This window comes from Arachidicoccus sp., from assembly GCF_050436765.1.
Taxonomy (GTDB): domain Bacteria; phylum Bacteroidota; class Bacteroidia; order Chitinophagales; family Chitinophagaceae; genus Arachidicoccus.
The window spans coordinates 1-18,503 of the sequence record NZ_JBNQGD010000296.1 but is presented as its reverse complement, the minus strand read 5'-3'; the positions used below and the strand labels follow the sequence as shown (position 1 = coordinate 18,503).

Genomic DNA, 18,503 nt, shown 5'->3' with positions numbered 1-18,503 from the left:
TACTTTATTACTAATGAACAAGACCAATAATAAAAAACGACCATCCCCAACCGTAATATTTATATTTGGAGGAAGTGGTGACCTGAATCAACGTAAGCTGACGCCAGCCTTGTACAACCTCTTTTTAGACGGATTTATGCCAGACAATTTTGCCATCGTAGGTACAGGTCGTACAGAATATTCGGACGATAAATTCAGAAAACATCTATTAGATGGCATCAATGATTTTTCTCGTCGAAAAGATGATAAATCAGGCAGTTGGGAAAAATTTGCACCCAATGTTTCTTATTTAAAGATGGATGCAGACAAAGCGGAAGATTACAAAGGCATAGCAAAAATTATTCAAGATTTAGAAACCTCTTGGGGAGAGCATCCCAGTGTTTTGTTCTATTTAGCTGTTGCACCACAATTAGTACCAGACATCGCAACCAATTTACACAAATTAAAACTTTGTAAAGACAAAGCCGGTACAAGAATCGTAGTTGAAAAACCATTTGGGCACGATCTTAAAAGCGCACAAGAGCTCAACAGTCTGCTCACTAGCCTTTTCGAAGAAAATCAAATCTATCGTATAGATCATTATTTAGGCAAAGAAACAGTGCAAAATATTTTGGCCTTACGTTTTGCCAATGCGCTTTTTGAGCCTATTTGGAACAGAAATTATATTGATCATGTACAAATCACAGCCGCCGAAACGGTGGGTGTGGAAGACCGTGGTGGCTATTACGAACAAGCTGGTGCGTTGCGTGACATGGTGCAAAACCACATTCTACAAGTGCTTTGTATGGTAGCAATGGAGGCACCTGTTTCTTTTGAGGCGAATGAAATACGCAATAAAAAATCAGATGTACTGAATGCTATTCGTAAAATAAAAAAGACGGAAGTACAAAAATATGCCGTAAGAGGCCAATATGCTGCAGGCTGGATGAAAGGCTCAAAAGTAAAATCATATCGCGAAGAAAAAGGGGTAGCACTGGAATCAACCATTGATACATTTGCTGCCGTAAAATTTTATATCGACAACTGGCGCTGGCAAGGCGTGCCTTTTTATGTACGTACCGGGAAATATTTGATGGAAAAAACAACCCTGATTACTATCCAGTTTAAGGAGGCTCCTAAATATGCTTTCCCGCCGGAAGCGTCCGAAACATGGCGTGCAAACAGATTGACCATAAGCATACAACCTGAGATGGATATTCGTTTGCGCTTTCAGGCAAAACGTCCCGGGCAAACAATGTCGCTCAATCCGGTAGATATGGTGTTTAGTTATAACGACAATTATGACGATCCTCAACCCGAAGCATACGAAACATTGCTGCTGGACGCAATGATGGGCAATGCCACACAGTTTATGCGCGACGATCAAGTTGAAACTGCTTGGGAAGTAATAATGCCCATACTTGAAACTTGGGAAAGTCGCCCGGCAGTCGATTTCCCCAACTATGCACCAGGTACATGGGGTCCGGAGGATGCCGAAGCATTAATTGCCAAAGACGGCAGAACCTGGGTAACACTACCACCAAAAAAGAAAGACTAATCTATCTATTATAAGGAGCCTGTAAATAAAATATCTATTTGCAGGCTTTTACTTTTAAAAGAAATCCAATCATAAAAAATGAATATTCACGTTTCTCAAAACATCGATGAACTCAGTAAAGATTTTGCGAACTGGCTGGTAAATTATTCCAGCGAAACTTTGCAAAAACAAGATAGGTTTACAATCGCTCTTTCGGGTGGGAGTACGCCAAGATTGCTACATGGTTTACTGGCAAGCGATCTATATAAAAATAAAATTGATTGGAGCAAATGGCATTTCTTTATGGGGGACGAAAGGTTCGTTCCCGAAACTGATGAAAGGAGTAATGCCAAAATGTGCTACGAAACATTACTCAATCATGTTCCAGTAAATAAAGCACAAATACATTTTTACCAAACAGAAAATATTTCTCCTGAGGACAGCGCAAAAAACTATGAAGCTCTTTTACATCAATATTTTGATGCAAAAGAAACCGGATTAGATTTGGTCATTCTCGGGATGGGCGACGACGGACATACTTTGTCATTATTTCCACATCAGTCGATTATTCAAGAAACAAAAAAGTGGGTCGACAGTTTTTGGCTACAGGAACAAGACATGTATCGCATTACAATGACGCATCCGGTTGCTAATCACGCGGCCGCTGTAGCTTTTCTTGTTTCCGGTCCCAAAAAACAACATGCTTTAAAAGAAGTTCTGGCCGGGAAATACAACCCAGATAAATATCCTTCTCAAATTATCAAACCAGAACCAGGGGCATTACATTGGTTTGTCGACGAAGCAGCAATGGATGAAGCTTGATGCAATAATAATGGCGCGTCTCTTTTCTGCTTTTGTATTATTGCATATTTACTCCAATAATGCAATGCTCCGCCATGTATAATCAAAATACAAATAACAATTGTTTTTTCGATTGTCAGTAAATTGTAAAAAAAGTTTTTTTCTATGAGTAGAAACTGACGTTCGTGCGTTACCTTTGCGCCAATAATAACTATTACGATTAATTCAAAGTGATATGAGTTTCAAACAAGTTTTTACTTCCGCCGTTGGCCGAAAAATTACTATGGGTCTTACCGGTCTTTTCCTTGTTTTATTTTTAATTGTCCACGTAAGTTTAAATGCATGTATTTGGGCAAATGACGGTGGTGTCATGTTTGACCAAGCCGCCCATTTTATGGGAGCTAACTGGTTTCCACGTTTATTAGAAATTGGTTTATTTGTTTTTCTTATTATCCATATCGTGCAAGGTTTAATGCTTGAAATAAGCAATCGTTCTAAACGGGGCGTCGCTTATCAAAAAAATTATGGTAATCGTGGGAGCAAATGGTATAGTCGCAGTATGGGACTGTTGGGCACGCTTCTATTATTATTTTTAATTTTGCATTTGTCCAACTTTTGGTTTCCCAATCGTGCACACCAAGGTTTTTTATTAGGTCCTGAAATTGACCTCTACGCCAGAATGCAGGAAACTTTCAGCGTGGGCTGGATTGTGATTGCTTATCTTATTGGATGTCTGGCACTTGCATATCATTTAATGCATGGCTTCCAAAGTGCTTTCCGTTCTTTGGGCGTACACAATAACAGATACAATAAATTGCTTACCTGCATTGGTAAAGTATTTGCGATAATAGTACCATTGGCATTTGCAATGATGCCGCTTAGCTTTTATTTCGGTTGGCTATAGCCTGAATAAAGCGCAATAAATATTTAGACTTTCACTTTCAACTTTTTATAGAATGGCATTAGATTCAAAAATACCCGCCGGCCCATTAGAAAATAAATGGAGCGAATACAAGGAGCATTGTAAACTCATTAATCCGGCCAATAAAAGAAAATTAGAAATAATTGTTATAGGAACTGGACTGGCTGGTGCAAGTGCTGCTGCTTCATTGGGCGAAATGGGTTATAAAGTAAAATCATTTTGTTTTCAAGATTCTCCACGTCGTGCACACTCAATTGCAGCGCAAGGAGGAATCAATGCCGCAAAGAATTATCAGAACGATGGCGATTCTGTTTATCGCTTGTTTTATGATACATTAAAAGGCGGTGACTACCGCTCCCGTGAGTCCAACGTTTGGCGTCTCGCAGAAGTAAGTGCTAATATTATAGACCAATGCGTAGCGCAGGGTGTACCTTTTGCAAGAGAATACGGCGGATTACTCAGCAACCGTTCTTTTGGTGGCGTACAAGTCCAACGTACTTTTTATGCTGCAGGGCAAACAGGTCAGCAGTTATTACTGGGTGCCTACAGTGCGTTAGAACGTCAGGTGGCATTAGGAAATGTTACCGTTTACGATCGCCACGAAATGTTGGATATAGTAAAAATAGAAGGCAAAGCAAGAGGTATTATCGCTCGTAATTTAATTACAGGTGAATTGGAACGTCATTTCGGATTTGCCGTGTTAATATGCAGTGGTGGTTATGGGAATGTCTACTATCTTTCTACTAATGCAATGGGCAGCAATGTAACTGCCGCTTGGAAAGCGCATAAACAAGGTGCTTATTTTGCCAATGCATGTATGACACAAATCCATCCAACATGTATTCCTGTTTCCGGCGATCATCAGTCTAAATTGACCTTGATGTCAGAATCATTGCGCAATGATGGTAGAATTTGGGTACCTAAACAAAAAGGCGATACACGCAAGGGCAATCAAATACCGGAAGAAGAAAGAGATTATTACTTGGAGAGAAGATATCCTGCCTTCGGAAACCTTGTCCCTCGTGATGTGGCTTCTCGTGCTGCAAAGGAAAGGTGTGACGCGGGCTACGGTGTAGGTACTTCTAAACAAGCAGTTTTTCTGGATTTCCGAGAAGCAATCAACAGGTACGGAAAAGTAGAATGTGGTAAACATGGTATCGAAAATCCCTCAGATGAAATAATTCGTGAACATGGTTTAGCCGTAATAAAAGAAAAATACGGTAATTTATTCGATATGTACGCCAAGATTACCGGTGAAGATCCTTACCAGGTACCCATGCGTATTTATCCCGCCGTACACTATGTGATGGGTGGTTTATGGGTAGATTACGAATTGATGACTTCCGTTGAAGGGTTATATTGTCTTGGCGAAGCAAACTTTAGCGATCATGGTGCCAACCGTTTGGGTGCATCTGCATTGATGCAGGGCCTCGCCGACGGCTATTTTGTTATCCCATACACGTTGGGAAATTATTTAGCGAACGAAATATATAATAAGCCTACGCCAACCGATCATCCAGCATTTGCAGAAGCAGAAAAGAATGTGGCGGATAGAATCAGTAAATTGATGAATGTAAAAGGAAAACATTCTGTAGACTATTTCCACAAACGTTTGGGAAAAATTATGTGGGAGAAATGCGGGATGGCACGCAACGAACAGGGTTTAAAGGAAGCCATTGAAGAAATTCGTGCACTAAGAAATGAATATTGGAATAATGTACGCATACCGGGGACCGATAAAGAATTTAATCCCGAATTGGACAAAGCAGGCAGAGTTGCCGATTTTATGGAACTCGGCGAATTAATGTGTTTAGATGCACTCAATCGTAAAGAAAGTTGCGGTGCGCACTTTAGGGAAGATTCTCAAACGCCGGATGGCGAGGCTTTACGTAATGATGAAGAATTCATGTATGTATCCGCTTGGGAGTTTAAAGAAGCCGGCGATTGGCAATTGCATAAAGAAGAATTGAGTTATAGTAAATTGATGCCTACGCAGAGGAATTATAAATAGGTATCCCCCAATTTGATGGATTGTTGATTTAAAAATAATTATTCTTTATGTGTTGAAAAAACAAGACACGGCAAATGATTTCAATTTCAACAAGTAAAACGTCAGATATAAAAGAAGATAATAACAGGCTTGAGATTTAGTTTTTTGTAGGGATGCGATTTTTCAAATCATCAAATTACTAAATCATCAAATCATCAAATTAAGAATATGGAACACTACGATATGCATTTAACGCTAAAAGTTTGGCGTCAGCCCAATGGAAACACTGCGGGCGATTTTAAGACCTATGAAGTAAATAATATTTCTTCGGAAATGTCTTTCCTTGAAATGTTTGACGTACTTAATGAAAGGTTAATTAACGAAGGTGAAGATCCCATTGCATTTGACCACGATTGCAGAGAAGGAATTTGTGGCGCCTGCTCCATGGTTATTGATGGTAAACCACATGGCCCCTGGGCTCAAAATACGACCTGTCAATTGCACATGCGTGCCTTTAAAGATGGCGATACCATTGTAGTAGAACCATGGCGCGCCAAAGCATTTCCAGTAGTAAAAGACTTGGTGGTTGATCGTTCCTCATTTGACCGTATTATTCAGGCCGGCGGTTATATCTCTGTAAATACAGGGAACGCTGTTGATGCTAATTCATTGCCTATTGAAAAGAAAAAAGCAGACGATGCATTTGCCGCGGCAGCTTGTATTGGCTGCGGCGCCTGCGTTGCAGCTTGTAAAAACAGTTCAGCTTTATTGTTTACGAGTGCCAAAGTAGCACAGTTATCTTTATTGCCACAAGGTGCACCAGAACGCAAAACACGTGTATTGGATATGGTCGCACAAATGGATAAAGAAGGTTTTGGTTCCTGTACCTCTACAGGTGCCTGTGAAGCAACCTGTCCAAAAGGTATTTCTATTACCAATATCGCCAAATTAAATAAAGAATATTTGTGGGCTTCTCTGACAAGGGAATAAATTTTATAAATTATTTAAAGCCGGGTATATCAGATGCCCGGCTTTTTTATGTTAAAAAACTTTTGGAATAAATATAATCAATCCAATTGCCAGTGCAGTTATAGCTGCAACAAGTACGGCTGCAGCCGCCAAATCTTTTATTTGTTTTATCAAAAGATGCTTTTCCACAGAAACAAAATCGCAAAGTTTCTCTATAGCCGTGTTGATAATTTCCATAGAAAAAACAAACCCAATAGCGAAGCATATTGCAATCCATTCGCCAGAGGAGATTTTAAGACAAAAACCTAAACAAATAACAAGAATGGCCGCCGCTAGATGAATCCACGCATTGTGTTCTGATTGCAGCAAAGTTTTCAAACCATTGAATGCATAACGGAAACTTGCAGCTCTTGTGCTCAACGAAAATTTTTTCGGTTCTTCTTTCATTAAAAATAGTTAATCAAAATTACGCCTTGGGATGTGCCTTTTTATAAATATCCTTTAATTTTTCAATCGTATTATGTGTATAAATCTGCGTTGCAGCAAGGCTTGCATGACCTAATAACTCTTTTACTGCATTGAGATCTGCGCCATGATTCATCAAATGTGTTGCAAAGCTATGTCGTAACACATGTGGGCTTTTTTTCTGCAGACTTGTTACTTCACTTAGTAATTTTTTTACAGCATTATACACTTTTTTGGCATAAAGCGCCTTGCCATTTTTCATTACAAAAAGGTTATCAACGCCTTCTATCCGATTCGGCTTTTCATTTAGATATAGTTGCATGTCTGCTAACATTTCCTTTGAAATAGGAACGATTCTTTCTTTATTGCCTTTGCCTAAAACACGAATCTGACAGTAACTTTTATCTATTTGATTTTCCCTTAAATTAATTAACTCACTTAAACGAATTCCAGATTCGTAAAAGAGTTTTACGATTAAATGATTGGTTCGTTGCTCCCAAAAATCTTTATCCTCTGCGGTTCCTTCTATTCTTATATCTGAAATTAAATCTGAAGCTTCTTCTTCTTTTAAAAAAGAAGGAAGGCGTTTATTTAGTTTAGGTAAAACAATTGTTCTCAGGGGCGATTGCTTTACTACATTTTCTTTGAGCAGGAATTTATAAAAAGATTTAAGGCTGGATATCTTACGGTGAATACTTTTATTGCCCGCTTTATTTTCACTTTTTAAAGAGGCAATCCAGGACTTTATCATATAAGGGTCAATATCTTCCAGTTTTACATCTGGGTATTGCACAAAAAGATAATCAAAGAATTGCGATAAGTCAGTTCTGTAAGCAATAATAGTATGCTCCGAATATCGCTTCTCGAATTGGAGATAATCAAAAAATGGCCGAAAATATGGTATTGTATTATCCATAAAAAATTAGCCATAAAGTTAGGAACTTTATGGCTAAAATATGGTTGTCTGATAAAAGCTTAAACTACTTCTCGATTTTGCCAGAAGCTAAATCTTGCTTGTAAATCGCTTTCAATACTTGTTCGCGACGAGTTACAGACGGCTTCGTGAAGTGTTGGCGAGATCTTAATCTCAACAAAGTTTTGCTTTTCTCAAATTTCTTCTTATACTTTTTGAGTGCCTTATCGATGTTTTCACAGTCTTTTGAATCAATAATCAACATAGTTTATATACCCCCTTTTGGTTAAAAGATGCGCAAAGATAACAACTCAATCTTTAACGAACAAATAAAAATGCTTATTAGGGACGTGTTATTGCTTATTATTTCCGAACAAAAATGAACAAAAAGTATTATTTATGGTGTAATACTTGTGCTATGGCTCTTTTTGCAATTTTCTTCGTTATTTGTATCCCTCTAAAGTTGTATGTACACCCTCTTTGCCAGGCCATTTGGACTTTCACCTAGTAAACCGACATGCACGGCACACACAAAAAAGCGCACCCAAAATAATTTGAGTGCGCTCTCTATTAATTGTTAATCATCAAATCTTCATTGATTAATAATCCATTCCCATTCCACCACCTGGCATAGCAGGAGCCGGAGATTTTGGTTCTGGCTTATCGGCAATTACACATTCAGTGGTTAATAACATGCCGGCAATTGAAGCTGCATTTTCCAAAGCTATGCGGGTAACTTTTGTAGGATCAATAACACCAGCTTTGAACAAAGGTTCAAAAACTTCAGTACGTGCATTGAAACCATAATCACCTTTGCCTTCTTTAATAGTCTGTACAACTATAGAACCTTCAACTCCACAGTTAGTAACAATTTGACGGATAGGTTCTTCTATAGCGCGTTTTACGATAGCAATACCTGTTGTTTCGTCTTCGTTGCTTCCTTTTAATTTTTCCAAAGCAATGGTAGCACGAATATAAGCAACACCACCGCCGGGTACGATACCCTCTTCTACAGCTGCACGGGTTGCGTGTAATGCGTCATCCACACGATCTTTCTTTTCTTTCATTTCCACTTCAGTTGCAGCACCAACATAAAGAACAGCGACACCGCCCGCTAGTTTAGCTAAACGTTCCTGCAATTTTTCTTTATCATAGTCAGAAGTTGAAGTTGCTAATTGTGCTTTTATTTGTGCAACGCGGCCCTGAATGTCAGCTTTTTTTCCTTTACCGTTTACAATGGTTGTGTTGTCTTTATTGATAGTCACTGAAGCTGCACGACCAAGAGAAGTCAAATCAGCTCCTTCTAAAGTAAAGCCTTGTTCTTCACTAATGACAGTACCACCTGTTAATACCGCTATATCTTGCAACATTTCTTTACGACGATCACCAAAACCTGGAGCTTTTACTGCCGCAACTTTTAACTGACCACGTAATTTATTCACAACCAATGTAGAAAGCGCTTCGCCTTCCAAATCTTCAGCAATAATTAAAAGCGAAGAAGACGATTGTACGATTTTTTCCAATAAAGGAAGAATATCTTTAAGACCTGAGATTTTCTTATCGAAAATTAAGATGTACGGGTTTTGCATTTCCACTTCCATCTTTTCAGTATTGGTAACAAAATAAGCAGAAATATAACCGCGATCAAATTGCATACCTTCTACAATATCTACAGTTGTTTCTGTTCCTTTTGCCTCTTCAACAGTGATAACACCCTCTTTACCCACTTTAGCAAAAGCCTGTGCAATTAGTTTACCAATTTCAGGATCATTATTAGCTGAGATAGCCGCAACTTGCTCAATTTTCTTATTGTCATTACCAACAGTTTGAGACTGCGTTTTAAGGTTATCAACTATTTTAGCAACAGCCTTGTCGATACCGCGTTTCAAATCCATCGGATTTGCACCGGCCGCAACATTTTTCAAGCCTTCGCCAATAATAGCTTGCGCCAAAACGGTAGCAGTAGTCGTACCATCACCAGCAATATCTGCTGTTTTAGAAGCAACTTCTTTTACCATTTGGGCACCCATGTTTTCAATCGCGTCTTCCAGCTCTATTTCTTTGGCAACTGTAACACCATCCTTCGTTACCCCAGGCGCGCCGAATTTTTTCTCAATTACTACATTACGACCTTTGGGTCCTAATGTTACCTTTACTGCGTTGGCCAAAGTGTCAACACCTTTTTTCATTTTGTTCCTTGCATCAATGTCAAAGAATATCTGTTTTGCCATAATATTAATTTGTTAATTCGTTTAAGAGATAATTGTAATAAGAAATAATGTGACAAATGAGTAAAATGAGCAAAAGCACATTTTAATATTCAACACATTCTCCAAATTCGTTTAGATGATCGCCACGATGTCGCTTTCGCGCATTATCAAATATTCAGTCCCCTCAATGTCTATTTCTTGACCGGCATACTTGCCATACAAAACATTATCACCTGTTTTCACGGTCATAGGTTCATCTTTTTTACCTGCACCTACAGCTACAATAATACCACGTTGAGGTTTTTCTTTAACTGTATCAGGAATGATAATGCCGCCGGCACTTTTTTTATCTGCTGTAGCAGCTTTTACCACAACTCTATCATGGAGTGGAGTAATGTTTAGTTTTTTAGCCATAATGTTTGTTATTTAAAATTTGAGTTTGAGATTATTTTTAATTAATTAATTAATTTAATCCAGCCCAAAGCAGCAATTTTTCTGCCATATATAAAACAAAGGTCAAATTTTCATTATTGGCTGTAATGAAGCGAATTTAATGTGGAGATTTTGTCATATTAAAATAAATAAATAGACGCAAGTGACAAAATTGCATAAAGGGGAGGAAGAGCGGCCTACTATTACTCTACAGTAATAGTATGCCCAAAATAAGAATGAAGAGAATCTTTTATACGCAATGTATCCATGGGGGTTGCATTTTCATCTGTAACATATAATCTGTATGTCATTTTCCCATTCAATAGAACGCTGTCTGTGGATACAGTGTTACCGTAGTTTTTAAGTTGATTTACTCGCTTATTACTTCTCTCCAGATTATCAAAAGTCTGAATAATAAATTTATACCCTCCCCTTTTAGGCTTATTGGCATTAACGGGAGGAAGTGACATTTCTTTCTTCTCAACAAGTTTTTCGTTTTTAGTAGAGTCTTTTTTCTGCTGATTATCGCTAAAAAAATCAGGTTTTGATTTAACATAATAAAATCCAAGAGCAATAATGGCAATCAGGAGTAAAGCTAAAATCCACCGTCCTAAATTACGGCTACCTTGTCTTTTTGATGCATAATTTACAGAAGAAAGCATGGGAGAACGGCTTTGGTGCGCATCTTCATATTTTTTGTGAAATGCCGTTTCCTTAAAACCATCTGGGGCTTTAGTGCTAAAAGAATAAACACCGTTATTTTCTGCATGAATAAACCCGATACCGTCTAGCTCCAAAGGTTTGGAGCCGATGTTCATCAATTGACGGGATTGATCTAAGAAGTATTCTAAATCAGACTGCACCAGCAGCAATGGCTTTTGTAATACTGCCGCTAAATAGTCGACAAAATCAGGAGTAGTCTCAGCTTTTTTATCATAAGCAAATGCTGCAGTAGTTAACAATGCTCCATCTTCATCAGTTTGTGGATTCTCAGACAACGTCAGCGTTCCTATTTTTTCCAATGAAATAGTACCGTTTTGCCGTAAAAAATCGCTTATGTACTGAGAAGAAATGCTCACAATATATATTTTTTTTAAATAAGAAAATTAGGAGTATGCAAGTTTAATATATTTTTCTTTAATAATAGGTAATAACAGCTTTTATTTTACAAGTTTATAATCGTTAGCCCTAAAAAAACTAGTAGGTGACTTGTGAGCACACCTGTGGAGGAATAAGACTTCTACTTCGGAGCAGGTGCTAAACAAATCGTAAGGACTACGAAGCTATTTCTCTTTGGCAACTAGGTAGTAAATAATTTAAACATGCACTATATAAACTTTTTATAACTTTGCATGTATGTTTACAGAAAAAGAAAAGAATTTCATGTCTTACTGGGAAACAAACCGGTTGAGAGAGAAAAGCTGGAAACGGCAAATTAGGGCCGGCCTACCTATTGGAACAACCGTGGCCGTAGCAATACTAATAACCTTTTTCAGTGGGTGGTACAAACTCGCTATGATGGAAGCATCCACCGAACTAAGCCCTTGGGTACTTATATTGGCTATAATGTTAATTGCTATTACCTTTGGTGCGTTTTATAAAAAGCAAAAATGGGAGCAACACGAGCAGCTATATAAGGAATTGATAGCCCGACAAGAAAAAGAAACACATAAATTGGAATCCAACTCAGAAGACGTGTAATTTTTGCTAATTAAAAAATATCGTTCATTCTGTAACAAAATTCATTTTCTTTACGTTTCAATAAAACTAAATTTATATCTCAATGAAAAAAACACGTTTATTTATTTCGGTTTCATTATTTGCATTATTACTTATTGGCGTTTCTTCCTGCGTTAAAAACAATGCAGCTCCAGCCAGCCAAGCTCAAAACCCAGCCTTAGAAAAGCCCCAAATAGATTCTTTTATTGCTGCCAAGGGATATATGATGCAAGAGGATCCCGCCGCCACTGGATTAATGTACCAGATTGTTAACTGGGGCGATACTACCCATAGGGTTAATAATGATTCCACTTTTGCTGTGGTTAAATATAAGGGTACATTAATGAACGGTGCTATATTTGATTCAACCGCTGCAGACACCACTAGAACCTTTGATATGACTCAACCACTTGCGGTACAAGCATTTTCTTATTACGTTTTAAAAATCGGCGTAGGCGGTATGGTGCGCTTTGTAACGCCATCGATTTATGCCTATGGGCCGCAGGCTATAAATGATACAAACGGCAATACGATTATTCCCGCTAATTCCCCTTTATATTTTGAGATACAACTCGTAAATGTGTCCAATAATTCTGCGGTCACCAATTAAAAGTATTTAGTTACAATAATATATAAGTGCCCTTAAAGGGGGCACTTTTTTTTATTTTAACACAATTCAATCTCAAACCCTATCTTTGCGCCAATTTAGAAAACAAATTACCATTCGTATTTTATGCAACTTAAAGGATTAGTACGTTTTTTTACGATCGCCCTGATATTAATTTGTATTTATCAGCTATCGTTCACGTGGATGGTTCGCAGCCACGAAAGTCAAATGAAAACTAAAGCGAACTCTTGGCTAAAGGCTAACTATGCTTCACCTGAGCAAAAGTATCCAAATAATGCAGAGCTTGCGAAGCTTTATTCAGACTCTTTAGATGATATTCAAGCAACGGAATTGAAACATTTGCTTGATAGTACAAGAAACAGTAAGATTGGGCCATTCGGGTTCACAACTTATCAAAGTGCTAAAGACAAAGAACTAATGCTTGGGCTTGACCTTCAAGGTGGTATGAGTGTAACGATGCAAGTTGGACTCGACGGCTTAGTACATTCTTTATCTAACTTTACTAAAGATGCTGATATTAATTCTGCTATTGCTAGTGCTGAAGCTATTCGTGCAAATAACAATGCTGATTACATCACATTGTTTGCACAAGAATTTAAGAAAATTGCACCTAACAAAAAGTTAGCGCCATTTTTTGCACAACGCAGTAACGGAACGATTACCTACGAATCCAGTGATGACAAAGTAATTTCGTATCTACATTCACAATCGAAAGCTGCCTTTACCAATACTTACAAAATATTGCGTACACGTATCGACCGATTCGGATTATCTTCCCCGACGATTAATCCTGATGAAGCTAAAGGCAACATTACTATAGAATTGGCTGGTGTAAATGATGCTGAAAGAGTACGTCATTATTTGCAATCAACTGCCAATCTTCAATTTTTTGAAGTATTCAATATTGGTGAAGTTGGTCCAGATCTTCAAAAGGCGAATAGCGCTTTGGTAGCAGAATTGAAAGGGACTAAAGATTCCTCTTTAATAAAAAATGCAACTGATACAACTACTCAAAAGGCTGTAGCAAAAACTGCTTCTGCAAATAAAGCATCTGGGAAAAACACTTCTCTTTCTGCACTGTCAAACGAAGACACGTCTACTACCTTTGCCAATAAATCGGCTACAACAACTGCAAGTGGCAAAGTTGATAGTGCTGCAATTATAAAAGCACAATATCCCTTAACTTCTTTATTTGCTAATATTTCCAGTCCTTTTCAAGGGCGAGACGGAAAAGTTCAATACCCTTCAACGATTGGTGTTGTAAGAACATCTGATACAGCTAAGCTGAATGCTTATTTGAATAACGAAGTCATAAAGAGTAAGTTTCCGTCAAACCTTGTGTTTATGTATGGCAAGCCTGATGAGAAAGACGACAAAAATCGTGGCTTCTTAGAACTTTATGCAATAAAAACTTTAGATAATGGTCAGGCACCTCTAGAAGGTGACCATGTAAGTTCTGCATCGCAAGGAAACAACCAACAAGGACAAGTTACAGTAAACATGTCAATGGATGAAACAGGCACAAGAATCTGGGCTAAATTGACACAAAAAAACATTGGTAAACCTATTGCAATTGTTTTAGACCATATTGTATATAGTGCACCTTTTGTCGATAATGCGATCCCTAATGGTACTTCTGAAATTACAGGAAGCTACACGACTGCAGAAGCACAGGATATGGCCAACATATTAGAATCCGGTAAACTTCCCGCACCTGCTAAAATAGTACAACAATACACCGTAGGACCCACTCTCGGCCAAGCCGCGGTAATGGGTGGCGCTATTTCCTTTAGCCTAGCCTTCTTGATAATATTCATCTTAATGCTTTTGTATTTTAACTCAGCAGGATGGATTGCCAACATTGCCTTAATATTGAATTTATTATTTACGATAGGCATTCTAAGTGCTATGGGTTTTACACTCACGGCTCCCGGTATCGCCGGCTTAGTGTTGACCGTAGGCCTTGCGGTAGATACCAACGTAATTATTTTTGAAAGGATTAAGGAAGAAATAAACAGGGGAAAAGGTTACCTAAATGCAGTGAGTGATGGTTACAAGCGCTCTTACGCACCCGTATTGGATGCGCACGTTACCACTATGTTGACCGCAATTATTTTGTTCACCTTTGGTTTAGGCCCAATCTTAGGGTTTGCTACTACACAAATCATCGGTATCTTACTGTCATTATTCTGCGGAATTTTGGTTTCTCGTCTCGTGTCTGATACCTATACCAATAAGAATCGCCATTTTAATTATTTTACAAAAATTTCTCGTAAGATATTTGCACACAGGCAGATTCCTTTCGTAAAATACAGAAAGGTTACTTATGTTATTTCTGCTTTTGTATTGCTGTTTGGTATTGGTTCCTATTTCCATGGATTCAATGAGGGAGTAGAATTTTCAGGGGGTAGAAGCTACACAGTAAAATTCGAAAAAGCACCTGATCAGGGGGAGGTAAGAGATGATTTAAAACTATTGTTTGGAGAGTCTCCCATTATTAAGACGGTTAATACGCCAGACCAGTTGAATATCACAACCTCTTACATGATTCACAACAACGGTAAAGATGTGGATGCAAAAGTGGAAGGATTGCTTTATAAGGGTTTACAAAAATATTTACCAGAAGGAACAACAATTTCTCAATTTGAATCTCAATCGATACAAAGTTCACAAACAGTTCTCCCTACGATATCTAAAGATTTGAAAGCTGGGGCAACAAAGGCAACAATTATTGCCATCATCGTTATTTGTCTGTATATCTTTATTCGATTCCGGGACTGGCGTTTCTCTTTGGGGACTATTGTATCCTTGTTGCATGACGTATTGGTAACATTGATTGTATTTAGTTTCCTTAAAAACGTTGTTCCATTCCCGTTAGAAATAGATCAGAACTTTATTGCGGCGGTACTTACCGTAATTGGGTTCTCCATGAACGATACGGTAATTGTATATGACCGTATTCGTGAAGATGCAAGATTGATGCACACTACAGACAAAGAAATAATCATTAACAAGGCGATTAATGATACCTTGAGCCGTACAATCATGACTTCATTGACTGTATTTTTAACCATCTTAATTTTGTTCATCTTTGGCGGAGAGGTAGTACGAGGATTTGCTTTTGCAATGCTGATTGGGGTAATTACGGGTACTTACTCCTCTATCTTTGTAGCGGCGCCAATATTAATTGATTTTGCGCGAAACAAACCTTTAGGCAAACACAATCATGATCACGATATAATGGAAAGAAAACATCACGAAAAGCTAAATTAATAATATTTTTTAGTTCATTAAAGGCGGCCATCAAAATATGATAGCCGCCTTTTTTGTACATGAATTATTATGGAAACCTTTCCAGAGCTCCAATATAAAAGCCTCGAGTTCTCTGAGGATTGCAGCTTCTAAATCTTTTTCTAAGTACGTGTCTTTAAGGCCTAAAAAATCAAGAAAATACGGGTCTTTAAAATTATTATGAATTGCAGGATGATTACTAGCATTATGAAGGTTTGCAATCGTTCGCCTTTCAAACTCCTTATTTAAGATACTCTTTCTCAAATCTCTCACTCCCAAACTATCCCGATTAACAATACCGGCATAATAAAGTTTGGCTTCGATGGTTTTTAAAGGCAATAAAACTAAAATATGTGACCAGCTTAATTGTCGTGACAGTGCAACGACAATCCCATTTTCTAAAAATTGTTCAGAAAATTGCATCATTCTACGAAAGTTCTTTTCTTCGAAGCTCTTTCCATACTTACTCATCAATTGTCGTGACACTGTCACGACAATTGCCTTTTTCATAATCGGCGCGCTTACTCTGTAAAATATCTGAATTAATCCTGCCGCCAATCGTCCAATACAGCATAACAATTCCGCTATTAAACTAAGTCGTTACTTGTGATCTGCTTTGATAAATAAGCAGAGATAAATCCTCAAATAAAACATCGTTATGGATTATCTCATTATTATTTTTCATTATAAAAATTTTCCAAATTTAAACAAACAAACATGTGCTACCTAATTGTGTGTAATTATAAAAATTTCACATAGGTAATAAAGCAACTACATAGTCGCAAGCTTACACTTTCTTGCCTTTTGTTATGCCTTTTCTTTCCTATTTGCCAATACAGTAAATTCAACTATACTAATTATCAATTAATTACATTAAATGAGGTGTAGTATTGGTGTAACAAGCCAGACAATATTATTAGTAATTAAAAAATACCACCTACTATAATTACCATAAAACACTAATAATCTTACATATTGACAAATATTGACAAGAATAAAATGCAATTAATTAATTATCAAGCAATTCATCAACAACTTCATTCAAACTATATACCGGTAAGGAAGCAATGGCTGACTTTTTAAGCCCTTTATCACCACTTATAAAAATATCCATTTTATGATGAAGAGCGGTATAATACTGCAACGAATCTTTAATATCTGATATCCGGGAATTTAAGGCAGCAATCATTACTTCATGAGGTGCATCTATTACTGTAATGATTGACAAGAGTTCTAATAGTAAGGATTTTGATTTGGCCGATCCATATGCCTTTGTAAGCCAATGACCTACTATATGAAGAATAGATGGCGTAATAAAACCATTTAACTCCCTCTCCACTATTGCATTAAAAAATCTTCTAGCTAATAAATAATTATCCCTCTTTAAGGTGAAGTCAAGGAGAACATTAGCATCAATTAAAACTTTAGAAGCCATATTTTGCTTTTTGATCTTCGTAAAAATTGTCCTTATTATAACTATCAGCCACTATATTTGAGTCAGGCTCAAAATAATCTTCAATTAGACTTGAAATGCTAACCTGCTGATTTATAGCATATGATTTCACCTTTTCAAGTAAATGTTGTTCTACGGTAATATTTAATCTTGTTTTCATACCACAAATATACGCATATCTATAATAAATACGCATAACCAAAAGGAACTTCTGTTTATTACAAAGATCTTTGGAAGTATAAATAGCTAATCCAAAATAATTATAAAACCTTACTATTTGCCAATACAGTAAATTCACTAATTATCAACTAATTACAATAAATGAGGTGTAGTATAGGTGTAACAACGATGGGCTATATTTTAGCAAAATGAAATAATTCAACTATCTTCTACCGGACAAACACCAATTTGTTTAGTAACCCAATTTTGCTTGTAAATAATTACCTGAAAGAGATAAATAACATTTCCCATTTTGGGAACTTTTATTTATCTTTGCAAAAAAGGAATATTGAGAGTCATTGCAAAAAAGATATTACGGAGTTTTTGGGAATTACACAATGATTGTGAACAGGCATTAAAATCATGGCACAAGGAAGCTTCAAATGCTACTTGGGCCAATTTAAATGAGCTTAAATCAGATTACCCAAACGCTAGTATCTTGGACAATAATAGAGTTTGTTTTAATATTAAAGGTAACCATTATCGGCTTATCGTTAAAATCAACTTTAACCATCAAATGATGTGGATTCGCTTCATCGGAACACATCCTGAATATGATAAAATAGACGCTAACAACATTTAAAAAGAAAATTATGAATTTAAAACCGATAAAAACCGAACAAGATTATAACAAGGCCTTAAAAAGACTTGAATTAATATTTGATGCAGAACTGGGAACCAAAGAGGGGGATGAACTTGAAATTTTGGGAATTCTTATAGAAGAATATGAAAATAAACATTTCCCAATTGGTCTACCAGATCCTGTAGAGGCAATCAAATTTAGAATGGAACAGCTCGATTATAGTCAAAAAGATTTAGCGAATGTCACAGGTTCAAAAAGCAGGGCAAATGAAATACTAAATCGAAAAAGAAAACTATCTCTAAGCATGATTAGAAAACTCAATGAAGTATTACACATTCCATCTGATGTATTAATACAGGCATATTGATAACGCTATAAGTAGAATATAAATG

At 37.1% G+C, this 18,503-nt stretch carries 19 protein-coding genes; 10 read left to right on the top strand and 9 right to left on the bottom strand.

All coding sequences use genetic code 11. The features are described from left to right. Window positions 1-13: 13 nt before the first annotated feature. The 5 genes from zwf to ACQR30_RS12790 all read left to right on the top strand — a co-directional run bounded on the left by zwf (window position 14) and on the right by ACQR30_RS12790 (window position 6,219). Complete coding sequence (gene zwf / locus ACQR30_RS12810; RefSeq protein ID WP_429735709.1) at window positions 14-1,537, top strand: glucose-6-phosphate dehydrogenase; 1,524 nt, start codon at window positions 14-16, stop codon at window positions 1,535-1,537. 78 nt (window positions 1,538-1,615) lie between these two features. Further along, window positions 1,616-2,338 carry a 6-phosphogluconolactonase gene (gene pgl / locus ACQR30_RS12805; RefSeq protein WP_429735706.1) on the top strand — a complete coding sequence of 241 codons (723 nt, stop codon included), beginning with the start codon at window positions 1,616-1,618 and terminating at the stop codon, window positions 2,336-2,338. A 214-nt stretch (window positions 2,339-2,552) separates the two neighbouring features. Continuing rightward, window positions 2,553-3,221 (top strand): succinate dehydrogenase cytochrome b subunit, encoded by a 669-nt coding sequence (locus ACQR30_RS12800; protein WP_429735704.1) that lies wholly within the window; start codon window positions 2,553-2,555, stop codon window positions 3,219-3,221. A gap of 52 nt (window positions 3,222-3,273) precedes the next feature. Then, window positions 3,274-5,250 carry a fumarate reductase/succinate dehydrogenase flavoprotein subunit gene (locus ACQR30_RS12795; protein WP_429735702.1) on the top strand — a complete coding sequence of 659 codons (1,977 nt, stop codon included), beginning with the start codon at window positions 3,274-3,276 and terminating at the stop codon, window positions 5,248-5,250. Between the two features lie 207 nt (window positions 5,251-5,457). Further along, the gene (locus tag ACQR30_RS12790; protein WP_429735700.1) at window positions 5,458-6,219 is read left to right on the top strand and encodes a succinate dehydrogenase/fumarate reductase iron-sulfur subunit; all 762 of its coding nucleotides are present in this window, start codon (window positions 5,458-5,460) and stop codon (window positions 6,217-6,219) included. A 51-nt stretch (window positions 6,220-6,270) separates the two neighbouring features. Here ACQR30_RS12790 and ACQR30_RS12785 read toward each other — a convergent pair whose 3' ends face one another. From ACQR30_RS12785 to ACQR30_RS12760, 6 genes are all read right to left on the bottom strand, one after another. After that, window positions 6,271-6,645: a diacylglycerol kinase family protein gene (locus tag ACQR30_RS12785; protein WP_429735698.1), complete on the bottom strand. Its 375-nt coding sequence runs from the start codon at window positions 6,643-6,645 to the stop codon at window positions 6,271-6,273. A 19-nt stretch (window positions 6,646-6,664) separates the two neighbouring features. Continuing rightward, window positions 6,665-7,579, bottom strand: a complete 915-nt coding sequence (locus ACQR30_RS12780) for a tyrosine-type recombinase/integrase (protein ID WP_429735696.1) — start codon at window positions 7,577-7,579, stop codon at window positions 6,665-6,667. Window positions 7,580-7,643: 64 nt separating this feature from the next. After that, on the bottom strand, window positions 7,644-7,841 hold the full coding sequence (gene rpsU / locus ACQR30_RS12775; protein WP_429735694.1) for a 30S ribosomal protein S21: 198 nt from the start codon (window positions 7,839-7,841) through the stop codon (window positions 7,644-7,646). Window positions 7,842-8,175: 334 nt separating this feature from the next. Further along, window positions 8,176-9,807, bottom strand: a complete 1,632-nt coding sequence (groL, locus tag ACQR30_RS12770) for a chaperonin GroEL (RefSeq protein ID WP_429735692.1) — start codon at window positions 9,805-9,807, stop codon at window positions 8,176-8,178. A 111-nt stretch (window positions 9,808-9,918) separates the two neighbouring features. Further along, window positions 9,919-10,200 (bottom strand): co-chaperone GroES, encoded by a 282-nt coding sequence (locus ACQR30_RS12765; protein WP_429735690.1) that lies wholly within the window; start codon window positions 10,198-10,200, stop codon window positions 9,919-9,921. A gap of 221 nt (window positions 10,201-10,421) precedes the next feature. After that, window positions 10,422-11,240 (bottom strand): hypothetical protein, encoded by an 819-nt coding sequence (locus tag ACQR30_RS12760; RefSeq protein WP_429735688.1) that lies wholly within the window; start codon window positions 11,238-11,240, stop codon window positions 10,422-10,424. A 334-nt stretch (window positions 11,241-11,574) separates the two neighbouring features. Between ACQR30_RS12760 and ACQR30_RS12755 the strand changes: the two genes are divergently transcribed. The 3 genes from ACQR30_RS12755 (at window position 11,575) to secDF (ending at window position 15,838) form a co-directional block, all read left to right on the top strand. After that, window positions 11,575-11,919, top strand: coding sequence for a hypothetical protein (locus tag ACQR30_RS12755; RefSeq protein ID WP_429735686.1), 345 nt, complete (start codon window positions 11,575-11,577; stop codon window positions 11,917-11,919). Between the two features lie 82 nt (window positions 11,920-12,001). Continuing rightward, window positions 12,002-12,547, top strand: a complete 546-nt coding sequence (locus ACQR30_RS12750; protein WP_429735684.1) for an FKBP-type peptidyl-prolyl cis-trans isomerase — start codon at window positions 12,002-12,004, stop codon at window positions 12,545-12,547. A gap of 123 nt (window positions 12,548-12,670) precedes the next feature. Beyond that, window positions 12,671-15,838 carry a protein translocase subunit SecDF gene (secDF, locus tag ACQR30_RS12745; protein WP_429735681.1) on the top strand — a complete coding sequence of 1,056 codons (3,168 nt, stop codon included), beginning with the start codon at window positions 12,671-12,673 and terminating at the stop codon, window positions 15,836-15,838. 30 nt (window positions 15,839-15,868) lie between these two features. Here secDF and ACQR30_RS12740 read toward each other — a convergent pair whose 3' ends face one another. The 3 genes from ACQR30_RS12740 to ACQR30_RS12730 form a co-directional block, all read right to left on the bottom strand. Beyond that, a complete protein-coding gene (locus ACQR30_RS12740; protein WP_429735678.1) occupies window positions 15,869-16,366 on the bottom strand; it encodes a PDDEXK nuclease domain-containing protein in 498 nt (165 codons plus the stop codon). 499 nt (window positions 16,367-16,865) lie between these two features. After that, a complete protein-coding gene (locus tag ACQR30_RS12735) occupies window positions 16,866-17,291 on the bottom strand; it encodes a type II toxin-antitoxin system VapC family toxin (protein ID WP_429735676.1) in 426 nt (141 codons plus the stop codon). Then, window positions 17,281-17,607 (bottom strand): DUF6364 family protein, encoded by a 327-nt coding sequence (locus ACQR30_RS12730; protein ID WP_429735674.1) that lies wholly within the window; start codon window positions 17,605-17,607, stop codon window positions 17,281-17,283. Before ACQR30_RS12730 ends, ACQR30_RS12735 begins: the two co-directional genes overlap by 11 nt. Window positions 17,608-17,781: 174 nt before the next feature. Here ACQR30_RS12730 and ACQR30_RS12725 point away from each other — a divergent pair, with 174 nt between their 5' ends. Both ACQR30_RS12725 and ACQR30_RS12720 read left to right on the top strand, forming a co-directional pair. After that, the gene (locus ACQR30_RS12725; RefSeq protein ID WP_429735672.1) at window positions 17,782-18,111 is read left to right on the top strand and encodes a type II toxin-antitoxin system HigB family toxin; all 330 of its coding nucleotides are present in this window, start codon (window positions 17,782-17,784) and stop codon (window positions 18,109-18,111) included. Between the two features lie 10 nt (window positions 18,112-18,121). Further along, on the top strand, window positions 18,122-18,478 hold the full coding sequence (locus ACQR30_RS12720; protein ID WP_119984827.1) for a helix-turn-helix domain-containing protein: 357 nt from the start codon (window positions 18,122-18,124) through the stop codon (window positions 18,476-18,478). Window positions 18,479-18,503 lie beyond the last annotated feature (25 nt).